The organism is Streptosporangium sp. NPDC023963 (genome assembly GCF_040639135.1).
In the GTDB taxonomy this organism is placed as follows: Bacteria; Actinomycetota; Actinomycetes; order Streptosporangiales; family Streptosporangiaceae; genus Streptosporangium.
On sequence record NZ_JBEZZK010000004.1, the window covers coordinates 346,447 to 364,757 of the forward strand.

Genomic DNA, 18,311 nt, shown 5'->3' on the forward strand with positions numbered 1-18,311 from the left:
GCCGAGCGCCCGGGACGACGCGCGTGGAGCTTCTCCTCCCCGCCTCTCCGCACCCGGCCCACCCTCCGGTTCCCTCCCTGCGACCTCGGCTCGGCAGGTGCCTTGAGCAGCGAAAAGGGGACGAAGGACACGCCCGGCGACCGAGAGGGGCGACGGCGGGAGATCGCCGCGCCCGGCGTGGCCGCGTCCGTGAAACGAACGGCAGTGGAACGACGGACCGGAGTCGCCCCAAGTGGCGGAAGTCGATTTTTTCCGGGCGGCGAGGCCGGAAACCACCCGGAGGTCATGAAACTCCAAAGCGCCCAGATGCCCCCTTCCGGAAAATCCGCCGGGGTGGCCGACAGATCTCGGCATACAAGGCGCTCGGAAACCACGGCGCCGCCGTCGTTTTTAATCCCCCGCGAGCGGGAAGCATTTCCCAATGACGTGGAGACGTCGGAGTTCGGCCTTGAGTAATTAACCTGAAGGGTGGATCTCCGGTGGGCAGGGGTTTCCTGAGCGCGGCGGTGAAAGGAGGGACTAGAGTTTTGCGCACGGGGAAGAGACGCGGGAACCATCGTCGGTCGGGTTCACGACCGCACGCTCCGGCGCCAAGATTAAGGAGTCGCACAATGGCACGTCAGCAAGTCGTCACGTTCACCGACGACATCACCGGCAAGAAGGCGGACGAGACCGTCTCGTTCGGCCTGGACGGCACCGCCTACGAGATCGATCTGAGTTCGAAGAACGCCACGAAACTTCGTGAGGCCCTCAAACCGTTCCAGTCCGCCGCCCGCAAGGCGAGCACCTCCCTGAGCCGCAAGGGCAGGGCGAAGGGTTCCGGCGGCAACCGCGAGCGGAGCGCCGAGATCCGGGCGTGGGCGAAGTCCCACGGGATCGAGGTGAGCGAGCGCGGGCGCATCGGGGGGAAGGTCGCCGAGGCGTTCGCCGCCGGCGACCCCAGCGTGGCCAAGGGATCGACCAAGAAGACTCCGCAGGCCGCGCTCAGCGAGTGAGCCAAGCTCCCGGGCCCTGGAGGGGTAGCGGCGTCGCAGCCGGCCGGGAGTGCTCGACACGACGACCCGAGGTGCTATTTCCAACCCGGAGGGGTATGCACCTTTGATCCAGATTGTGGGTTCTTGTCTCCGGGGGGCGTTTCGTCGATGAGCAGCGAGTCGATGAGCAGCGAGGTCGCGCAGATCTGCTCGGACCTGATCAGGTTCGACACCACCAACCCCGGCCCCGGCGAGCGTCCGGCGGCCGAGCACGTCGCCGCCCTGCTGTCCGACGCCGGGATCGAGCCGGTGGTGTTCGAGTCGGCCAGCCGCAGGACCAGCGTGGTCGCCAGGATCCCCGGCGACTCGCCCGAGGCCCTGCTGATCCACGGCCATCTCGACGTGGTCCCCGCCCGGCCCTCCGACTGGCGGATCCACCCGTTCTCCGGCGAGGTCTCCGGCGGATGCGTCTGGGGCCGGGGCGCGGTCGACATGAAGGGCACCCTCGCCATGACGCTGGCCCTGGTCCGCGACTGGGCCCGGCGCGGGGTGCGGCCGGACCGGGACGTCGTGCTGGCCTTCCTCGCCGACGAGGAGGCCACCGGCGAGTACGGCGCGCGCTACGCGGTGCGCCACCATCGCGAGCTGTTCGACGGCTGCACCGACGCGATCAGCGAGTCCGGCGGTTACAGCGTCGAGGCTCCGGGCGCGCGGATCTACCCGGTCGCGGTGGGCGAGCGCGGCACCGCCTGGATGCGGCTCACCGCGACCGGCGTCGCGGGCCACGGCTCCCGCCCGCCGGTGGACAACGCGGTGGCCGAGCTCTGCCACGCCATGTCCAGGATCGCCTCCCACCCCTGGCCGGTGCGGCTGACACCCGGGGTGGCGGCGCTGATCGAGGACCTGTCGGACATCCTCGGCGAGCGCATCGACCTCGACCGGCTGGAGGAGGAGGCCGCGCGGCTCGGCCGGATCGGCGACCTGTTCGGCGCGCAGATCCGCAACTCGGCGAACCCGACGATGCTCCAGGCGGGCTACAAGGTCAACGTGGTCCCCGGCACCGCCGAGGGCCACGTGGACGGGCGGTTCCTGCCGGGATACCGGGAGGAGTTCCTGGAGACGATCGACCGCCTGCTCGGCCCCCGGGTGACCCGGGAGTTCGTCAACGTCGAGGATGCCCCCTCGGCCCCGATGGACTCACCGTTCTTCGACCGGCTCGGTGCCGCCCTGGTGGCCGAGGACCCGGCGGCGCGGCCGGTGCCGTACGTGATGTCGGGCGGCACGGACGCCAAGTCCTTCGCGGGGCTCGGCATCAGGGGCTACGGCTTCGCCCCGCTGATGCTCACCCCGGACCTCGACTACTTCGGCATGTTCCACGGCGTGGACGAGCGCGTCCCCGTCGAGGGCCTGGAGTTCGGCGTCCGCGTCCTGAACCGTCTCCTCACCTCCCGAGGTTCCCGGGCCTCCGCGGCGCCCGCGCCGGCACCGGCCCTCTGAGGACCCGGAAAAGCCCTGAGACCCCCGGCCCCAAGGACCCTGAGGACCCGGGTGGCGCGCCCTCGCCCCGGACCGCCCGGCTCCCGCGAACCCGCTCCGCACATCGCGGGTCGCTCGCGGTGACCTCGGTGACCTCGGCCACTCCCGCTCCACCCCCTCAACCCCACGAAAGCAGGGCAGTCCCCATCACGATCAGGCCGTGCCCGGGACTTCCGGATACATGCCGGACACGGCTCGCTTGAAACTGGGGCATCATGACTCACGTGCCGATTCTCATGTACCCCTCGGTGACCGGCAGGTCTCGTGACGAGACGCGTACGCCGGCGACGTGCCCTCCGGGGCCCGCCGGCGAGGCCACCGATCCACCCCGCCCGAGCGATCCCCGGTGCTCCCGCGCCGCCTCCGGGAACGGCGCGGACCGGGAGCACCGGGGTGAGTGAGCACGGCACCGGACGAGGCCGGCACGCCAGGCCCAGGGGCGGCGTTCCCGCGCCGGGCACCCGGCCCGAGGGCCCCGAACCCCCGGTGAACGCGGCCACCGGCCTCCGTACAGCGGGTGGCAAGGTCGGTGCAAGCGGCCCGGCCGACGATGGCGGCGTGACGCGCGAGGGGAGCGACCAGGCGGCGGGCCGGACGGCGACCGAGGAGCGCGGGACCGGTCTGATGGACCGCCTGCGCAAGGACCTGAGGAACCCGCTGTTCCTGCAGGGCTACGCGCTGATGATCAATACGGGGATCACCGCCGTGCTGGGCCTCGGCTACTGGTTCCTCGCGACGCACCTGTACACCGCCGCCGCCTTCGGCGAGGGCCAGGCCCAGATCAGCGCGATGCGGCTGTTCTCCTCCCTGACCGGGCTCGCCTTCGCGGGCGCCCTGGCCAGGTTCATCCCGGTGGCCGGGCGCCGCACCGCCGAGTTCGTCCTGCGCGGCTACGCGGTCGCCGGGGCCGCCGGCCTGGTGGCGGCGCTGGGGTTCCTGCTGACGTTGCCGATCTGGGGCTCGGTCTACGCCGACCTCGGCGGGCTCGGCCCGGGACTGTTCTTCCTCGCCTCGGTGCTCGTGTGGACCGTCTTCACCCTCCAGGACGTGACGCTGGCCGGGTTGCGCAACGCCGTCTGGGTGCCGGTCAACAGCCTGGCGTTCGGCCTGGTCAAGATGGGCCTGCTCGTCGCGCTGGCGTACGCGCTGCCGCAGGGCGGCGTCTTCGGCGGGATCTTCGTCTCGTGGATCGTGCCGACGGCCATCGCGCTGATCCCGATCAGCTGGCTCATCTTCGGCGTGATCATCCCCAAGCACGTCAAGAACACCGAGGTGAGCGCCGCGAACCCGCCGCGCCTGCGCGAGGTGGGCCGCTTCCTCGCCGGAGACTTCCCCGGCGCGTTCTCCATCCTGCTGATCCTCTATCTCGTGCCGGTCATCGTCGCGGGCTGGCTCGACGACGCGCCGACGTTCGGCTACTTCTCGATAGCCCACACGCTGGGCTCCATGGTCGGGCTGCTCGCGGCCAACATGGCGGTCTCGCTGACCGTCGAGGGGTCCTTCAACGCCGCCCAGCTGGCACAGAGCGTGCGCAACGCGCTGCGGCGCACCTTCCTGATCGTCGGCCCGGTCGTCGCGATAGTCGTGATCGGCGCGCCGCTGATCCTGAGCGTGTTCGGCCCTGGCTTCGCCGAGGCGGGCTCGCCGCTGCTGCGCCTGATGGCGATCGCCGTGCTCCCCCAGACGGTGATCGAGATCTGCCTCAGCATGCTGCGCGCCCAGAGCGAGGCGCGCAAGCTCGCCCTCGTCCAGATCGGGATGGCCGTCCTGGTCCTCACCTCAATAGCGGTGCTCTTCCCCCACTTCGGGATCGCCGCGGTGGGCTACGCCATGCTCGGCAGCCAGCTCCTGGTGGCGCTGCTGGTCTTCCCGAACATGCGCAGGGTGATGAACCATGGCAAGACCTCCCAGGTGAGCACCGGTTAGGACGACACGCGGCCGCCGGTTTGCGGTCCCGATGTCGTACGTGATAGACGGTCTCCAGTGACTCCTGAGCACATTGTGGCGAAGCGGACACATCGCCTCTGCCTATCGCTGCCTTCCAACCGCCTTGGCCTGTATCTGGCCCTGCGGCACTGGTGTCATCCCGGCCAGCGGCTGCTGATGTCACCGCTGTCGGCCGACGAGATCCTCTTCCTCGTGCTCGCGGCCGGGCTGCGCCCGGTCATCGCCCCGCTCTCCCTCGACGACGGCAACATCGACGTCGACGCCGTCGACCTCGACACGGTCGACGCGGTGCTCACCACCAACCTGTACGGACTGCCGGACCGGGTGTCCGCGTTCGGCGGCAAGATCCTGATCGAGGACGTCGCGCACGCGATCGAGACGAGCGTGAACGGCAGGCCGATCGGCACCTTCGGGGTGGCCGGCGTGTTCAGCCTGTCCAAGCACGCGGGGGCGGGCTCCGGCGGGGTGATCGCGGTCGAGCACCTCCCGGACCTGCGCGCCCTGGAGCGCGAGCGTGACCGGCTGCTGCAGCCCGGCGTCTTCAGAAAGGAGATCCACAGCGTGCTGACCTCCGCGGGCCGGCACGCCGCGCTGCGCCTGAACATGGTCCGCCCGGCGCTGAGGGCCATGCGCGCGCTCGGCATGGAGGAGGAGCGCGAGGGGTACCGCATCGCCCCGCGTCCGGCGGAGCTGCTCAGGGCGATGGAGTACGCACCGCAGCAGCTGCCGGCGTTCGACTCCTGGGTCCAGGCCGATCTGCACGACTACCGGGCCAGGCGGGGCCACCTTTCGCGCTGGTACCAGTCGCGGCGCCTGCACGCGCTGCCCCGGCAGCGGTCACGGCGGATCGCCGGTGTCTCGGTGCTGGCCGCGCAGCCCACCGTGGCACCGGCCGTCCGCCGCCACCTGGACCAGCCGCTGTTCCGGGTCCCGCTGCTGGTCTACGGCCGCGACGGGGCCATCGCCGAGCTGGAGCGGCACGGGGTCGCCACCGGCTACCTCTACGACCCGCCGTACGACGGCTACCTGCCGGAGTTCACCGACCCCTCTCCCGAGCCCGAGGTGGCGCGCTGGTGGGCCAGGCACGTGCTGCCGATCGACCCGCTGTACGCCCACCGCGCCCTGCCGGTCATCGAGCGGCTCATCCCCGCGGTCCCCCCGATGCCACCCAGGGTGCCCCCGGGACCGGCCTCCTTCGACGTCGCCTAGCGAATCTGGCGGGCTACTGAGCGCATAGGGCGACATCCCAGATAGATTTGACTCATTGATTACCGGCTGGCGGTTCGGGGGATCGCTTCCCGGCTCCGGGATGGTTTCCTCGTGCCGTGACGTACACCCCTTCGTGCCCGCGCCCAGTGGATCTCGTCCTTCGCCCGACGACGTCCAGTGCCTGGGACCAGGCTTCGAGAAAGGACCACCGCCTCGTGAACGGCAGGTTTGCGCCCACCGCTGGTCGTCCTCGCCCGGCGGGGGGCGGCGCATGAGGATCAGCGTCATCCGGCCCGCGGAGCTGGGCCCGGCCGAGATCGCGGCATGGCGGGGGATGCAACGTTCCAACCCGCATCTCGACAACCCCTTCCTCAGCCCGGACTTCACGGTCGCGATGGGCGAGGTCAGCGCGGCGGCGCGGGTGGCGGTGATCACCGAGTCGGACGGGCCCGTGGGGTTCTTCCCCTTCGAGCGGCACGGTGGCGGGGTGGGCGCCGCGCTGGGCGGGTGGGTCTCGCTCTCCCAGGGGGTCGTCCACCGGCCGGGGGCCGAGCTCGACTCCGGCGCCCTGCTCAAGGCGTGCGGGCTGAGCGTGTGGGAGTTCGGCTGCATGGTCGAGCGCCAGCCGTGGTTCCAGCCGTTCGAGACGCTCAGGCAGGAGGCCGTGCTCCTCGACCTCGGCGGCGGCTATTCGGCCTTCCTCGACGAGCTGCGCGGGCGCTCCCCGAAGTTCCTCAAGACCACCCTGTACAAGGAGCGCAAGCTGGGCCGCGACGCGGGCGAGGTCACCTCCGAGTTCGCGGTGCGCGACCCGGAGCAGTTCCGGCTGCTGCGCGAGTGGAAGTCCGCCCAGTACCAGCGGATGGGCCGTCCCGACCGCTTCGGCAGGGCGTGGGTCGTGGAGCTGGCCGAGCGCCTGCACGCCGTCGACACCGACGACTTCGCCGGGCCGCTGTCGATGCTGTACGCCGGCGGCAGGCCCGTCGCGGGCCACTTCGGGCTGCGCACCGGCACGACGATGATCGGATGGTTTCCCGCCTACGACCCCGAGTACGCCAGATACTCCCCCGGCCTGATCCAGCACCTGCACATGGCCGAGGCCGCCGCGAAGCTCGGGGTCACCTCGTTCGACCTGGGCATCAGCAACGGCTCGGAGTACAAGGACGCGCTGTGCAGCCGGACCGTCCCCGTCACCGAGGGCATCGTGCGCCGCCGGTCGGCGGGCGCGGCGGCGCACTGGCTGCGCACCGAGCCGGTCCGCCGGGTGCGGCGGTTCATCCTCGACAGCCCGGCCCTGTACGGCGCCGCCGACAGGGCCATGAAGCGGTACGGTCGGCTGCGCACCCGCGGGAAGACCACGTGAGCCGACCGAAGGAGGGCCCGATGAGCGCTGACCCCGCCACGTCCGGCCGCGGGAACGGCCGTGCGGACGGTCGCGGGAACGGCCGCGGGAACGGCCGCCGCGCGCTCGAGGCGGCCATGCGCGACCGGATCGGCCAGGAGTGCCTCCACGTGCCGTCCGCCAGGTTCGGCCTGCTGCTGGCGCTGCGCCACTGGTTCAAGCGCGGCGACAGGGTGCTGATCTCGCCGACGAACTGCGAGACGGTGCTGTTCGTCGTGCTGGCCGCCGGGCTGGAGCCGGTGATGGCGCCGGTCTCCTGGCGCGACGGCAACATCGACGTCCCCGCCGTCGACTGGACCGGTCTCGCCGGTGTCGTCACCACGCACCTGTACGGCCAGCCCGACCGGGTGACCGAGCTGCGGGCCGAGTGCGACCGGCGCGGCGTGCTCCTTCTCGACGACGCGGCGCACGCCATGCAGACGGTCGTGGACGGCCGCCCGGCGGGCACCTTCGGCACCGCCGGGGTGTTCAGCCTCGCCAAGCACGGGCGGGCGATGTCCGGCGGGTTCCTCACCGCGGAGGACCCGGCCGCGCTGCCCGAGCTGGCGCGGGCCAGGGACGAGCTGCTGCTCCCCGGAGGGGCGCGCGCCCAGTTGCTCGGCACGCTGCGGCCCGTGCTGCGCGAGACGATCTACCGCACCGGGCTGGTCAGGCCGATGTGGCACGCGCTCAAGGCGCTCGGGCTCGTGCGATGGACCGGCCACCGCTGCCCGCCCCGCGAGGACGAGCTGCGCGCGGTCGTCGCCGCCGATCCGGTCGACCCGCGTGCCATGGACCACTGGCTGCGGATCGACCTCGACGACTGGCGGATGCGTCAGGGGCCGCTGCTGCGCGGCTACCACCGCTCCCGGTTCCGGGTGATCGACCGCGAGCGGGAGCGCCGGGTGGCCGGGGTCGAGCTGCTGCGCACCCTGCCCTGGGCGGCCGAGGGCGTCCGCGACGCCCCGCCGCAGCCGCTGCTGCGGGTGCCCCTGCTGGTCGAGGACCGCGACGAGGTCGTCGCCCGGCTGGAGAGCCGGGGCGTGGTGCCCGGTTTCATCTACGATCCGCCGCTGGACGACTACCTGGACCTGGTTCCCGCGGGGCCGACCCCGGAGGTCGCCCGCTGGTGGACCGGCCACGTCCTGCCCGTCGACCCGCTTCGCGCCGCCCGCATGGCCGGTCTGCTGGCCGAGCTGGACGTCCGCCCGGCCGCGCGGCCAGGTCGATCCCGGCGAGCGCGGTGGCCCCGCCGAACCGTTTGACCAGCCCCTCGGCCTCGAAAGCGTGAAGCGCTGACTCCTCCTCGATGGTGGTGACCCGCGCACACTCCCCCGGGCCGCTGTCAGACGGCGCACATATCGCTGACACCCGCGGCGGGGCGGTTCACCTCACCGCCCGTGGACGGCCCCGGGCGGAAGGTGTCACGACGCCGGTCGCGGGCCACCGGCGCGCCGGCCGGTACGAGACCGTACGAATTTGTTAATTCCGCTATCACGCCATGCGGACACCGTGTTTCCCTCTCGTCAACTCCCCGTTATGACGACCCCCCAATGATCAAAAGAGACATTTCTCCACATATCTCACGCACAAGAAGGTGCCCATGCGTTCACCTGCTCGCCTCTGCCTGGCAGCGCTGGCGCTCTGCCTGGCCGGATCCGCGCTCGCGCCCGCCGCGCTGGCCGACGGGATGCCCACGGTCAAGCCCCGGGTCGAGACCCCCGCCCTGTTCGACGACGACGCCGGTGGCAACGCCAACGGCGACGACCCCGCGATCTGGGTGCATCCCACCCGCTCGGCAGGAAGCGTGGTGATGACCACCGCCAAGGAGGGCGGCCTTTACGCCTACGACCTGGACGGCAGGCAGCTCCAGCACGTACCCGCCCCCGCGGCCCCCGGCGAGGACGACGAGCCCGGCCGGTTCAACAACGTCGACCTGGTGTACGGCCTGCGCCTGTCCAACGGCGTCAGGACCGATCTGGCCGTCGTCTCCGACCGGGGCCGGGACCAGATCCGCTTCTACGCCGTCGACAAGGACGCTGTCGACAGGGAAGGGGCGGGACGCGGGCGGGCGCCGCTCACCGACCTGACCGACCCCGCCGTGCCGTTCGTGTTCAACACCGGCCAGGAGCAGGTCAACGACGCGCGGACCGCGTACGGCCTGGCCACCTGGCAGGACGGGACCGGCACCTACGTCCTGGTCAGCCAGCGGCACAGGACGCGCGTCGCGCTGCTGAGGCTGACCGCCACCGCGCACGGGAAGGTCGGCTACCGGCTCGTCCGCACCCTGGACCTGCCCGCCTCGTTCCGGCTGCCGAACCGTACGACCTGGACACCGTGCCTGGAGCCCGGCGAGCTGCCCCAGGTCGAGGGCATGGTCGTCGACGGGGAGCGGGACGTGCTCTACGCCGCCCAGGAGGACGTGGGCATCTGGCGGATGCGGGCCGACCTCACCGGCGCCCCGAAGCTGGTCGACAAGGTCCGCGAGTACGGCAGGCCGGGCGTCTACGACCCCGAGACCGAGGAGTGCGCGCCGGGCGCCGACCCCGGTTACGGCGGCAGGCACCTGTCGGCGGACGCCGAGGGGCTGACGATCTACCACGGTGACGGCGGCGGCGGTTACCTGCTCGCCTCCGGCCAGGGTGACAACACCTTCATCGTCTACGACCGCAAGGGCAACGACTACGTCGGGCGGTTCCGGATCGGCGCGGGCCACGGCCTGGACGGCGTCGAGCACAGCGACGGCTCGATGGTGGTCAACGTCCCGCTGGGCCGGTTCGACAAGGGCCTGCTCGTGGCACACGACGGCGAGAACACCCCGGGGGCGGTCGACGGGGACGGCGAGGCCAGGGAGAACACGAACTTCAAGTTCGTCGGGTGGGGCGACGTCGCCGGCGCGCTCGACCTCGACGTGGACACCGACGGCTGGAACCCGCGGGACTGACGGTCCCCCAGCGCGGCCCGGCCGATCCGGCCCGCCACCACAGACCCGGCCCGGCCGCGTCGGTCCGCCACCACAGACCCGGCCCGGCCGCGTCGGTCCGCCACCACAGACCCGGCCCGGCCGCGTCGGTCCGCCACCGCGGACCCGGCGCGGCCGATCCGTCACAGCCCGCACGAACCCGGTGGGGTCGTTCCCGCCGGAGCCCGCACGAACCGGTGGGATCGTCCCTACCGTGAGCCCGCACGAACCCGGTGCGGTCACCCCTGCCACGAGCCCGGTGCTGTCATCCCCGCACCGGGCTCGTCGGCGTCACGCGCCGGCACCGGCCCCGCCGAACGTTTCTTAACAAGTTCCATACATGTAATAATCTAAAGTACTAGGACAGTAGATAAATGGAGGAACTGGTGATCGAGTTCCATCTGGATGCGAAGTCCGGCGTCTCGCCGTACATGCAGCTGGTCCAGCAGGTACGGCACGCGCTGCGACTCGGCCTGCTGCGCGAGGGCGACCAGCTGCCGACCGTCAAGGAGGCCGTGGCGCAATTGGCGATCAACCCCAACACCGTCCTCAAGGCCTACCGGGAACTCGAGCACGAGGGCCTGGTCGCCGCCAGGCCAGGGGTGGGGACGTTCGTCACGGCGACCCTCACCGACACCTCGCTGGCCGCGCACGGCCCGCTACGGCTGGAGCTGCAGCGCTGGCTTTCCAAGGCCCGCCGGGCCGGCCTCGACGACGAGAGCATCGAGGCCCTGTTCATGACCACATTTCGGACCACCGCTCAGGAGGACATAGCGTGACCGCTGTCTTGAAGGCCCAGGCGCTGGGCAAGCGGTACGGCAGGCGCTGGGCGCTGCGCGAGTGCACCGTCGACATCCCGGCGGGCCACGTCGTCGGGCTGGTGGGCCCCAACGGCGCCGGCAAGACCACGCTGCTGAAGCTGGCCGGCGGCCAGCTGGAGCCGACGGCGGGCGACATCACCGTACTCGGCGGCCGGCCCGTCAGCGGGCGGGCGCAGCTGGCCAAGGTCGGGTTCGTCGCCCAGGACACTCCCGTCTACGCGGGACTGACCGTCGCCGAGCACCTGCGGCTGGGCGCTCGCCTCAACCCCCGCTGGGACGCCGCGATGGCACGGGAGCGTATCGCGCGGCTCGGCCTCGTCCCCACCCAGCGGGCGGGCAAGTTGTCCGGCGGCCAGCGCGCCCAGCTCGCCCTCACCCTGGGCCTGGCCAAGCGGCCCGAGCTGCTGATCCTGGACGAGCCGGTGTCCTCGCTGGACCCGCTGGCCCGCCGCGAGTTCATGCAAGGGCTGATGGAGGCCACCGCCGAGCACACGCTGAGCGTGGTGCTCTCCTCCCACCTGGTCTCCGACCTGGAACGGATCTGCGACTTCCTCATCGTGCTCGTCGACTCGCGCGTCCAGATCGCCGGGGAGACCGAGAAGCTGCTGGCCACCCATCACCGGCTCACCGGCCCGCGCCGCGCCCCCGACCGGCTCCCCACCGACCAGCACGTGATCTCCGCACGCCACACCGACCGGCAGAGCACGTACGTGGTCCGCACCGACGCCCCGATCCACGACCCCGCCTGGACGGTCGGCCGGCTCGGCCTGGAGGACCTCGTCCTGGCCTACATGGAGAAACGCACCGCCGACAACCGGCGAACCGCCCTGGAGGTGCAGCGATGATCTGGCTGACCTGGCGCCAGTTCCGCGGCTCGGCCACGATGACGGCCGCCCTGCTCGTCGCACTCGTCGCCACCCTGGCCCTGACCGGCCCGGAACTGGCCTCTCGCTACTCCACCGGGATCGCCGCCTGTGTGCGGGACGACACCTGCGACCGCTTCTTCGACAGCCTCTTCGACGACTACCAGATGCCCTTCCTGGCAGTCAGCCTCCTCGTGCTGCTCGTGCCGGCGCTGGTCGGGCTCTTCTGGGGGGCGCCGCTGATCACCCGCGAGCTGGAGGCGGGCACGCACCTGCTGGTGTGGAACCAGAGCATCACCCGCGGCCGCTGGCTGGCGGTCAAGCTCGGGCTCACCGGCCTGGTGGCCGTGGCCGCGGCCGGCGTGTGCGGCCTCGCGGTGACCTGGTGGTCCGCTCCCCTGGACAAGTCGGCCGCTCCGGACCTAGCCCTGATGGCTCCCCTGGTGTTCGGCGCGCGCGGTATCACCCCGATGGGGTACGCGGCCTTCGCCTTCGTCCTGGGCGTGACCGTGGGCATGCTGGTGCGCCGCACCCTGGCCGCCATGGCCCTCACCCTGGCCGTCTTCGTCGCGATCCAGCTCGCCATGCCGCTGCTCGTCCGTCCCCACCTGATGCCCCCGGTCGCCGGGACCTTCGAACTCAGCCATGCGAACGTGGACGGCATCGGCATAAGACGGGACGAAAACCAGTTCGTGTACATCACGCTGGACTCTGCCGTTCCCGGTCAGGCAGGGGCTGGCGCCTGGGTCCTGTCCAGCGACTTCGTCGATCCGTCCGGGCGCATCATCTCCGGCGGCGGCGAGGAGGGCGCCGCCATCAGGACCTCCACCACGTCGGGGCCCTGCGCACCGCCGGGACCGGGAGCGGGAGGGGGCATGGACGGGTGCCTGGTCGAGGTCAACCGGCTCGGTTACCGGCAGCAGGCGACCTACCAGCCCCTGGAGCGCTTCTGGCCCTTCCAGTGGATCGAGACCGGCATCTACGCCCTGCTCACCGCCGCCCTCACCTGGTTCTGCTTCTGGTGGGTCCGAAGGCGCCTGTCGTGAGCACTGTCGGGACCGTTGCCAGGGCCGCGGCCGCTGGACTCGCCCTGCTGCTGGCGGCGGCCTGCACCGCGCCCACACCGCCACGCCTCCAGGCCGGCACCACAGGCCCGGCGGTCTGCGCCCGCCCCCAAGGACCCCCCGCAGCCGAAACGGCCACCACGATCGACGTCATCGAACAGGCCTACTTCTGCATCCTGGGCACCTACTACAGCGGCGCTACCCTGGACGCCCGCTCCCTGCTGATCGCCGGATTCGTCGCCCTGACCCAAGAACTCAACCGCACCGGGCACGACGTACCCGAGGCGACCATGCCCGCCCTCACCGGCGACCGCGAAACCGATTGGACCGCTTTCGAGACCGCCTACACAAAGGTCACCGACCAGGTCCCCGACCTGCGCGACAAGCTCGCCGACGTCACCTTGGAAGCCATCGTGGCGAGCCTCGGCGACAACCACGCCCGCTGGACGCACGACGTCAAACGACCGCCCGACTACTACGACGGCGACGGCTACGGCCTGGGCCTGACCGCCAACGTCACCGGCCCACAAGCCAACGCCAACCCCGGCACCGCCCTCGCCCCGCTGTTCGTCACCACCGTACAAGGCGGCGCCGCGCGGGCCGCCGGCCTGCGCCCGGGTGACGTCATCGAGGCGGTCAACGGATCAGCGCCCTTCATCGACGGGAAGGCCACCCCCGCGATCGCCACCCTCTACCCGCAATACCCCGACGCACGGCCGGTACGGCTGCGGCTGCTGCGCCAGGCCACCGGCCGCCGCTGGAGCATGATGCTCAAGCCCGGCCTGTTCCAGCGCGACCTGGACACCCTGCAAGTAGTGCAGTCGAAACTGCTGGACGACGACGTCGCTCAGGTGCGGATGACCGGGTTCGCCCCCGACTCCGCGGACCGGGTACTCAAGGCCGTCGCCCGGTTGCGGACCGGCCGGACGCTGTCGGGCGTCGTGCTGGACCTGCGCGGCAACGGCGGCGGCAGCCCCACCGAGGCGATCCGACTGCTGAGCGCCTTCACCCACGGCAAGAACACCGCCTACCAGTGCACCGTGGACGGCACATGCCAGACCATGCGCACCGACGACACCGTCGAACTCCTCGGCCTGCCACTGGTAGTACTCACCGACCGCGGCTGCGCCTCGGCGTGTGAACACTTCAGCTCCGCGGTCAAGGACCTGCGCATCGGACACCTGGTCGGCACCAGGACCGCCGGGCTCGTCTCCGGCCCGGCCGGCTCCTACCTGCTCGCCAACAACACCCTGCTGAGCTTCCCCGACAAACACCACCTGGGACCCGACCGCGAGGTGATCGACAAGGTCGGCGTGCCGCCCGACCACCACGTGCCCCTCACCCCCGAGGACGCCGCCGCCGGACGCGACCCCGCCCTGGCCAAGGCCGTGGCCCTGCTGCACAAGTGAATGGACCCCCATGAGACAGCTCCTGGCCGTCGCCGCGGGACTGGTCGTCCTGGCCGCGTCCGCCTGCTCAGCGCCCACCCCGCCCCGGGCCGACGCCGGCCCACCGCTCACCCCGACCGGCCCCGCCACCCTGCCCACCCCCACCGGCACCCACCCGGTCGGCACCACCGTCCTGCACCTGACCGACACCTCCCGCCCCGACCCCTGGGACCTCGACGCCGACGCCAGGCAGCTCAAGGTCACCCTGTGGTACCCGGCCAAGCGGAGCGACGGACAGCGGGCGCCCTACATGACGGCCAAGGAGTCGGAGCTCCTGCTGAAAGGTTCCAGGATCGTCAGCGCGCCGTACGACACGCTGAGCAGGACGCGCACGAACGCCGTCAAGGACGCCGACCCCGCAGGGCGCGGATTCCCGCTGGTGGTGCTCTCTCCCGGCTTCACCAAGCCGGTGAGCACCCTCACCTCCCTGGCCGAGGACCTCGCCGGCCGAGGGTACGTCGTGGCCGGCATCGACCACACCCACGAGAGCCACGCCACCACCCTGTCCGACGGGCGGGTCGCCGAATGCCTTGCCTGCGACAGCGACACCGACCCCGGCTTCGGCGCCAGAGTGGTCCAGGGCCGGGCCGCCGACGTCTCCTTCGTCCTCGATCGGCTGCCATCGGAGTGGGACGGTTCCGGCCTGATCGACGGCGGAAGGATCGCGATGGTGGGCCAGTCGATCGGCGGGGCCGCCGCCGTGGCGGCCATGGTGAAGGACTCGCGCGTACGCGCCGGGATCGACATGGACGGCACCACCTACGCCCGGATCCCCAAGAGCGGGTTCGCCCGGCCGTTCATGTTCATCGGCGCGCCGCAGCACGTCCCCGGGGGCCGCGACACCTCGTGGGACCGCGACTGGAAGCTGCTGACCGGATGGAAGCGCTGGCTCGTGCTGTCGGGCAGCGAGCACCACTCCTTCACCGACCTGCCGCTGCTGGCGGGCGCCCTCGGCATCAGACCCTCCCACCGCGCCCTGTCCGGGGCGCGCTCCGCCGAGCTCACCCGCGCCTACGTGGCGGCCTTCCTCGACCAGCACCTGAAATCACGACAGCAACCCCTGCTGAAGGGACCGTCACCGCGCTACCCCGAGGTCACGTTCTGCCCCGCGACGTGCGGCACCCCTTGAAGCCGTACGGCATGGGTGCAGGGGACGTCGGCCGCTCGCCGTCCCCGGGGTCCCGCCCTCATCCGGGCAGGGGGCGGTCGCGGAGTTCGGACTTGCGGATCTTGCCCGATCCCGTCTTCGGCAGCGCGTCGACGATCTCGAAACAGACGGGGATCTTGTACTTCGCGAGCCGAGGACGGAGGAAGGCCGTCAGCTCGCCGGGGGTGACGGCGGCACCGGGACGGAGCACGGCGAAAGCGCGGCCCACCTCGCCCCACCTCCGGTCCGGCATCCCCACCACGGCGACCTCCGCCACCGCCGGATGCGCGAAGAGCACGTTCTCGACCTCCGCCGGGTAGACGTTCTCCCCGCCGGAGACGTACATGTCCTTGACCCGGTCGACGATGGTCAGATGACCCTCCTCGTCCACGATCGCGATGTCGCCGGAGCGGAACCAGCCGTCCTCGCCCAGCGCGGCGGCGGTCGCCTCCGGGTCCCGCCAGTAGCCGGGGGTGACGTTCGGCCCCCGGACGAGGACCTCGCCGGGCTCCCCGACCGGTGCCGGAGTGAGATCGGGGCGGACCACGCGCACCTCGGAGAAGAAGACCGGGACCCCGGCCGAGCCCATCTTGCGCACGCTCTCGCCCGCCTCGAGGAAGGTCGCGCCGGGTGCGGTCTCGGTCAGTCCGTAGCCCTGGCAGAAGACCAGGCCCCTCTCCTGGTAGGCGCGGATCAGCGTCACGGGGACGGCGGCGCCGCCGGACATGAGGGTCCGCACCGACGAGAGGTCGGCGCCGGCCCAGCGCGGCGACCGGACGAGGTCGGCGAACATCGTGGTGACGCCGAACATCCACGTCACGCGGTGCCTCTCGATGAGGTCGTAGCAGAGCTCGGCGTCCCAGGACGGCATGATCACCGAGGTGCCGCCCTTGAGGAAGGTGGGCAGCATCGTCTGGTTCAGGGCCGCGACGTGGAAGAGCGGCGCGCTGATCAGCGTCACCTCGGTGCTCGCCACGTCCACGCCGATCATCATGTTGAAGCAGTTCCACACCAGGTTGGCGTGGCTGAGCATCGCGCCCTTGGGACGGCCGGTCGTGCCGGAGGTGTAGAGGATCAGGGCGACGTCGTCGAGCGCCACCGGGACGTCGACGGGCTCGGGACCGCCCTGCGACACCCAGGTCTCGAAGTCGTGCTCCCCCGGCGCGGGCGACCGCAGGGCCACGACCGTGTACGGTCCGGGCAGGCCGCGCACCGTCTCCGCGCAGCCGGGGTCGTACACGAGGAGCGAGGCGCCCGAGTGCCGGAGCATGTAGGCGATCTCGGGCGCGGCCAGCCGGAAGTTCAGCGGGACGAAGACACCGCCCAGCATGTGGGTGGCGAACATGGTCTCGGCGAAGGCGACGTGGTTGGGGCCGAGGTAGGCGACCCGGTCCCCCGCCCGGATCCCCGCCTCGCGCATCCGCGACGCCAGGCGGGTCGTCCGCTCGTGGACATCGGCGTAACTGACCGACCGGCCCGCGAAGACGAACGCGGTGCGGCCGGGGCTCATCAGGGCCCGGCGGGCGGGCCAGCCTCCGAGCCCGGCGTTACGCATCGGTGGCGGCGGGGACCGCCGGGGCGTCCGAGGCGAGGTCGTCGGCGCTGGTCTCGCGCAGGGCCAGCACGCAGACCACGGTCAGCAGGCAGCAGACGGCGATGATCACCGAGATCGTCGTCGTGCTGCCGCCCCCGGACGACGCGTCCAGCTGGGCGAACAGCAACGGGCCCAGACCGGCGCCGAGTCCGGCGATCTGGTAGCCGAGCGAGGCGCCGGTGTAGCGGTTCCTCGTGGGGAAGAGCTCGGCGTACAGCGCCGCGAGCGGACCGAACATCAGCGGGTGGATGACCGCCTGGCCCAGCACCAGCGCGACGACGAGCACGGCGACGCTGCCGGTGTTCACCATCGGGAACAGCGCGAAGCCGAACGCGGCCATGAGCAGCGCTCCCGCCAGCACGACCGGGCGGCGTCCGACCCGGTCCGAGAGCGCCGCGCAGGCGACGATGCCCACCACGGCCAGCGCGGAGGAGAGCGTAAGGCCGTTCAGCACGGCCTGCCGGGTGAAACCGGTCCGGACGCCGTAGGCGATGAGGTAGGTGGTCAGCGTGCCCTGGGCCACGAACGCGGACAGCCCGACGCCCACCCCGAGAAGCAGCGCCCTCGGATGGTGGCTGAACACGTCCAGCAGCGGCACCCGGGCGGCGCGGCCGCCGGCCGCCTCGAACACGGGGGTCTCCGCGACCCGCAGCCGGACGAACAGGCCGACCGCCAGGAGGAGGATGCTGAGCAGGAACGGCACCCGCCAGCCCCAGCTCAGGAACGCCTCCTCGCCCAGGACGGCCGCGGTGCCGCTGAGCACCCCGGTGGAGAGCACCATGCCGAACGGGGCTCCGGCGTTGGTGAAGCCCGCCCACAGGCCGCGGCGGCTGGTCGCGTGCTCGGCGGACATCAGCACGGCGCCGCCCCATTCGCCGCCGATCGCGACGCCCTGCAGCACGCGAAGGACGACGAGGGCGACGGGGGCGAGGGCGCCGACCTGCTCGTAGGTGGGGAGCACGCCGATGAGGAAGCTGGCGAGGCCCATCAGGGTCATGGTCAGGACCAGCATGCGCTTGCGGCCGAGCCGGTCGCCGAAGTGACCGAAGATCACTCCGCCGAGCGGCCTGGCGAGGTAGCCCGTGGCGAAGGTGCCGAAGCTGGCGGCCGTGGCCGCGAGCGGGTCGAGCGAGGAGAAGAAGATCTTGCTGAAGACCACCGCCGAGGCCGTGGCGTACAGCAGGAAGTCGTAGTACTCGATGACGCTGCCCAGGAAGCTGGAGGCCACCGCGCGACGGAGCTGAACCTGCTTGGGGGGAAGGGCCGACGGGTTCGTCATGACCGAGCTCCTCAGTCCGAGAGCGAACTGCTGCGCTTGCTTGCCCGGAGGTTAGGCACATTCATGACGAACGTCAATACTCTGCC

14 protein-coding genes are annotated in these 18,311 nt (G+C 71.5%); 12 read left to right on the forward strand and 2 right to left on the reverse strand.

The window, feature by feature from the left end; all coding sequences use genetic code 11:
* Positions 1 to 611 precede the first annotated feature (611 nt).
* The 12 genes from AB0F88_RS16020 (at position 612) to AB0F88_RS16075 (ending at position 15,334) form a co-directional block, all read left to right on the forward strand.
* Entirely contained in the window at positions 612 to 995 is a 384-nt protein-coding gene (locus AB0F88_RS16020) for an Lsr2 family protein (protein ID WP_362683408.1), read from the forward strand.
* Between the two features lie 147 nt (positions 996 to 1,142).
* Positions 1,143 to 2,471, forward strand: a complete 1,329-nt coding sequence (locus AB0F88_RS16025; RefSeq protein WP_362683411.1) for a M20/M25/M40 family metallo-hydrolase — start codon at positions 1,143 to 1,145, stop codon at positions 2,469 to 2,471.
* Between the two features lie 432 nt (positions 2,472 to 2,903).
* On the forward strand, positions 2,904 to 4,436 hold the full coding sequence (locus tag AB0F88_RS16030) for a lipopolysaccharide biosynthesis protein (protein ID WP_362683414.1): 1,533 nt from the start codon (positions 2,904 to 2,906) through the stop codon (positions 4,434 to 4,436).
* Between the two features lie 75 nt (positions 4,437 to 4,511).
* Complete coding sequence (locus tag AB0F88_RS16035; RefSeq protein WP_362683417.1) at positions 4,512 to 5,666, forward strand: DegT/DnrJ/EryC1/StrS family aminotransferase; 1,155 nt, start codon at positions 4,512 to 4,514, stop codon at positions 5,664 to 5,666.
* Between the two features lie 271 nt (positions 5,667 to 5,937).
* On the forward strand, positions 5,938 to 7,029 hold the full coding sequence (locus AB0F88_RS16040; protein ID WP_362683420.1) for a GNAT family N-acetyltransferase: 1,092 nt from the start codon (positions 5,938 to 5,940) through the stop codon (positions 7,027 to 7,029).
* 20 nt (positions 7,030 to 7,049) lie between these two features.
* A complete protein-coding gene (locus tag AB0F88_RS16045) occupies positions 7,050 to 8,312 on the forward strand; it encodes a DegT/DnrJ/EryC1/StrS family aminotransferase (protein WP_362683423.1) in 1,263 nt (420 codons plus the stop codon).
* A gap of 338 nt (positions 8,313 to 8,650) precedes the next feature.
* Entirely contained in the window at positions 8,651 to 9,991 is a 1,341-nt protein-coding gene (locus tag AB0F88_RS16050; protein WP_362683426.1) for a phytase, read from the forward strand.
* A gap of 392 nt (positions 9,992 to 10,383) precedes the next feature.
* On the forward strand, positions 10,384 to 10,788 hold the full coding sequence (locus tag AB0F88_RS16055) for a GntR family transcriptional regulator (protein ID WP_362683429.1): 405 nt from the start codon (positions 10,384 to 10,386) through the stop codon (positions 10,786 to 10,788).
* Positions 10,785 to 11,675, forward strand: coding sequence for an ABC transporter ATP-binding protein (locus AB0F88_RS16060; RefSeq protein WP_362683432.1), 891 nt, complete (start codon positions 10,785 to 10,787; stop codon positions 11,673 to 11,675). Before AB0F88_RS16055 ends, AB0F88_RS16060 begins: the two co-directional genes overlap by 4 nt.
* Positions 11,672 to 12,739, forward strand: a complete 1,068-nt coding sequence (locus tag AB0F88_RS16065; protein WP_362683435.1) for an ABC transporter permease — start codon at positions 11,672 to 11,674, stop codon at positions 12,737 to 12,739. The genes AB0F88_RS16060 and AB0F88_RS16065 overlap by 4 nt, the downstream gene beginning before the upstream one ends.
* Positions 12,736 to 14,166 carry a S41 family peptidase gene (locus tag AB0F88_RS16070; RefSeq protein WP_362683438.1) on the forward strand — a complete coding sequence of 477 codons (1,431 nt, stop codon included), beginning with the start codon at positions 12,736 to 12,738 and terminating at the stop codon, positions 14,164 to 14,166. Before AB0F88_RS16065 ends, AB0F88_RS16070 begins: the two co-directional genes overlap by 4 nt.
* A gap of 10 nt (positions 14,167 to 14,176) precedes the next feature.
* Positions 14,177 to 15,334 carry an alpha/beta hydrolase gene (locus AB0F88_RS16075; RefSeq protein WP_362683441.1) on the forward strand — a complete coding sequence of 386 codons (1,158 nt, stop codon included), beginning with the start codon at positions 14,177 to 14,179 and terminating at the stop codon, positions 15,332 to 15,334.
* Positions 15,335 to 15,392: 58 nt separating this feature from the next.
* Here AB0F88_RS16075 and AB0F88_RS16080 read toward each other — a convergent pair whose 3' ends face one another.
* Entirely contained in the window at positions 15,393 to 16,907 is a 1,515-nt protein-coding gene (locus AB0F88_RS16080; RefSeq protein WP_362683444.1) for a long-chain fatty acid--CoA ligase, read from the reverse strand.
* Complete coding sequence (locus AB0F88_RS16085; RefSeq protein WP_362683447.1) at positions 16,900 to 18,225, reverse strand: MFS transporter; 1,326 nt, start codon at positions 18,223 to 18,225, stop codon at positions 16,900 to 16,902. The genes AB0F88_RS16080 and AB0F88_RS16085 overlap by 8 nt, the downstream gene beginning before the upstream one ends.
* Positions 18,226 to 18,311 lie beyond the last annotated feature (86 nt).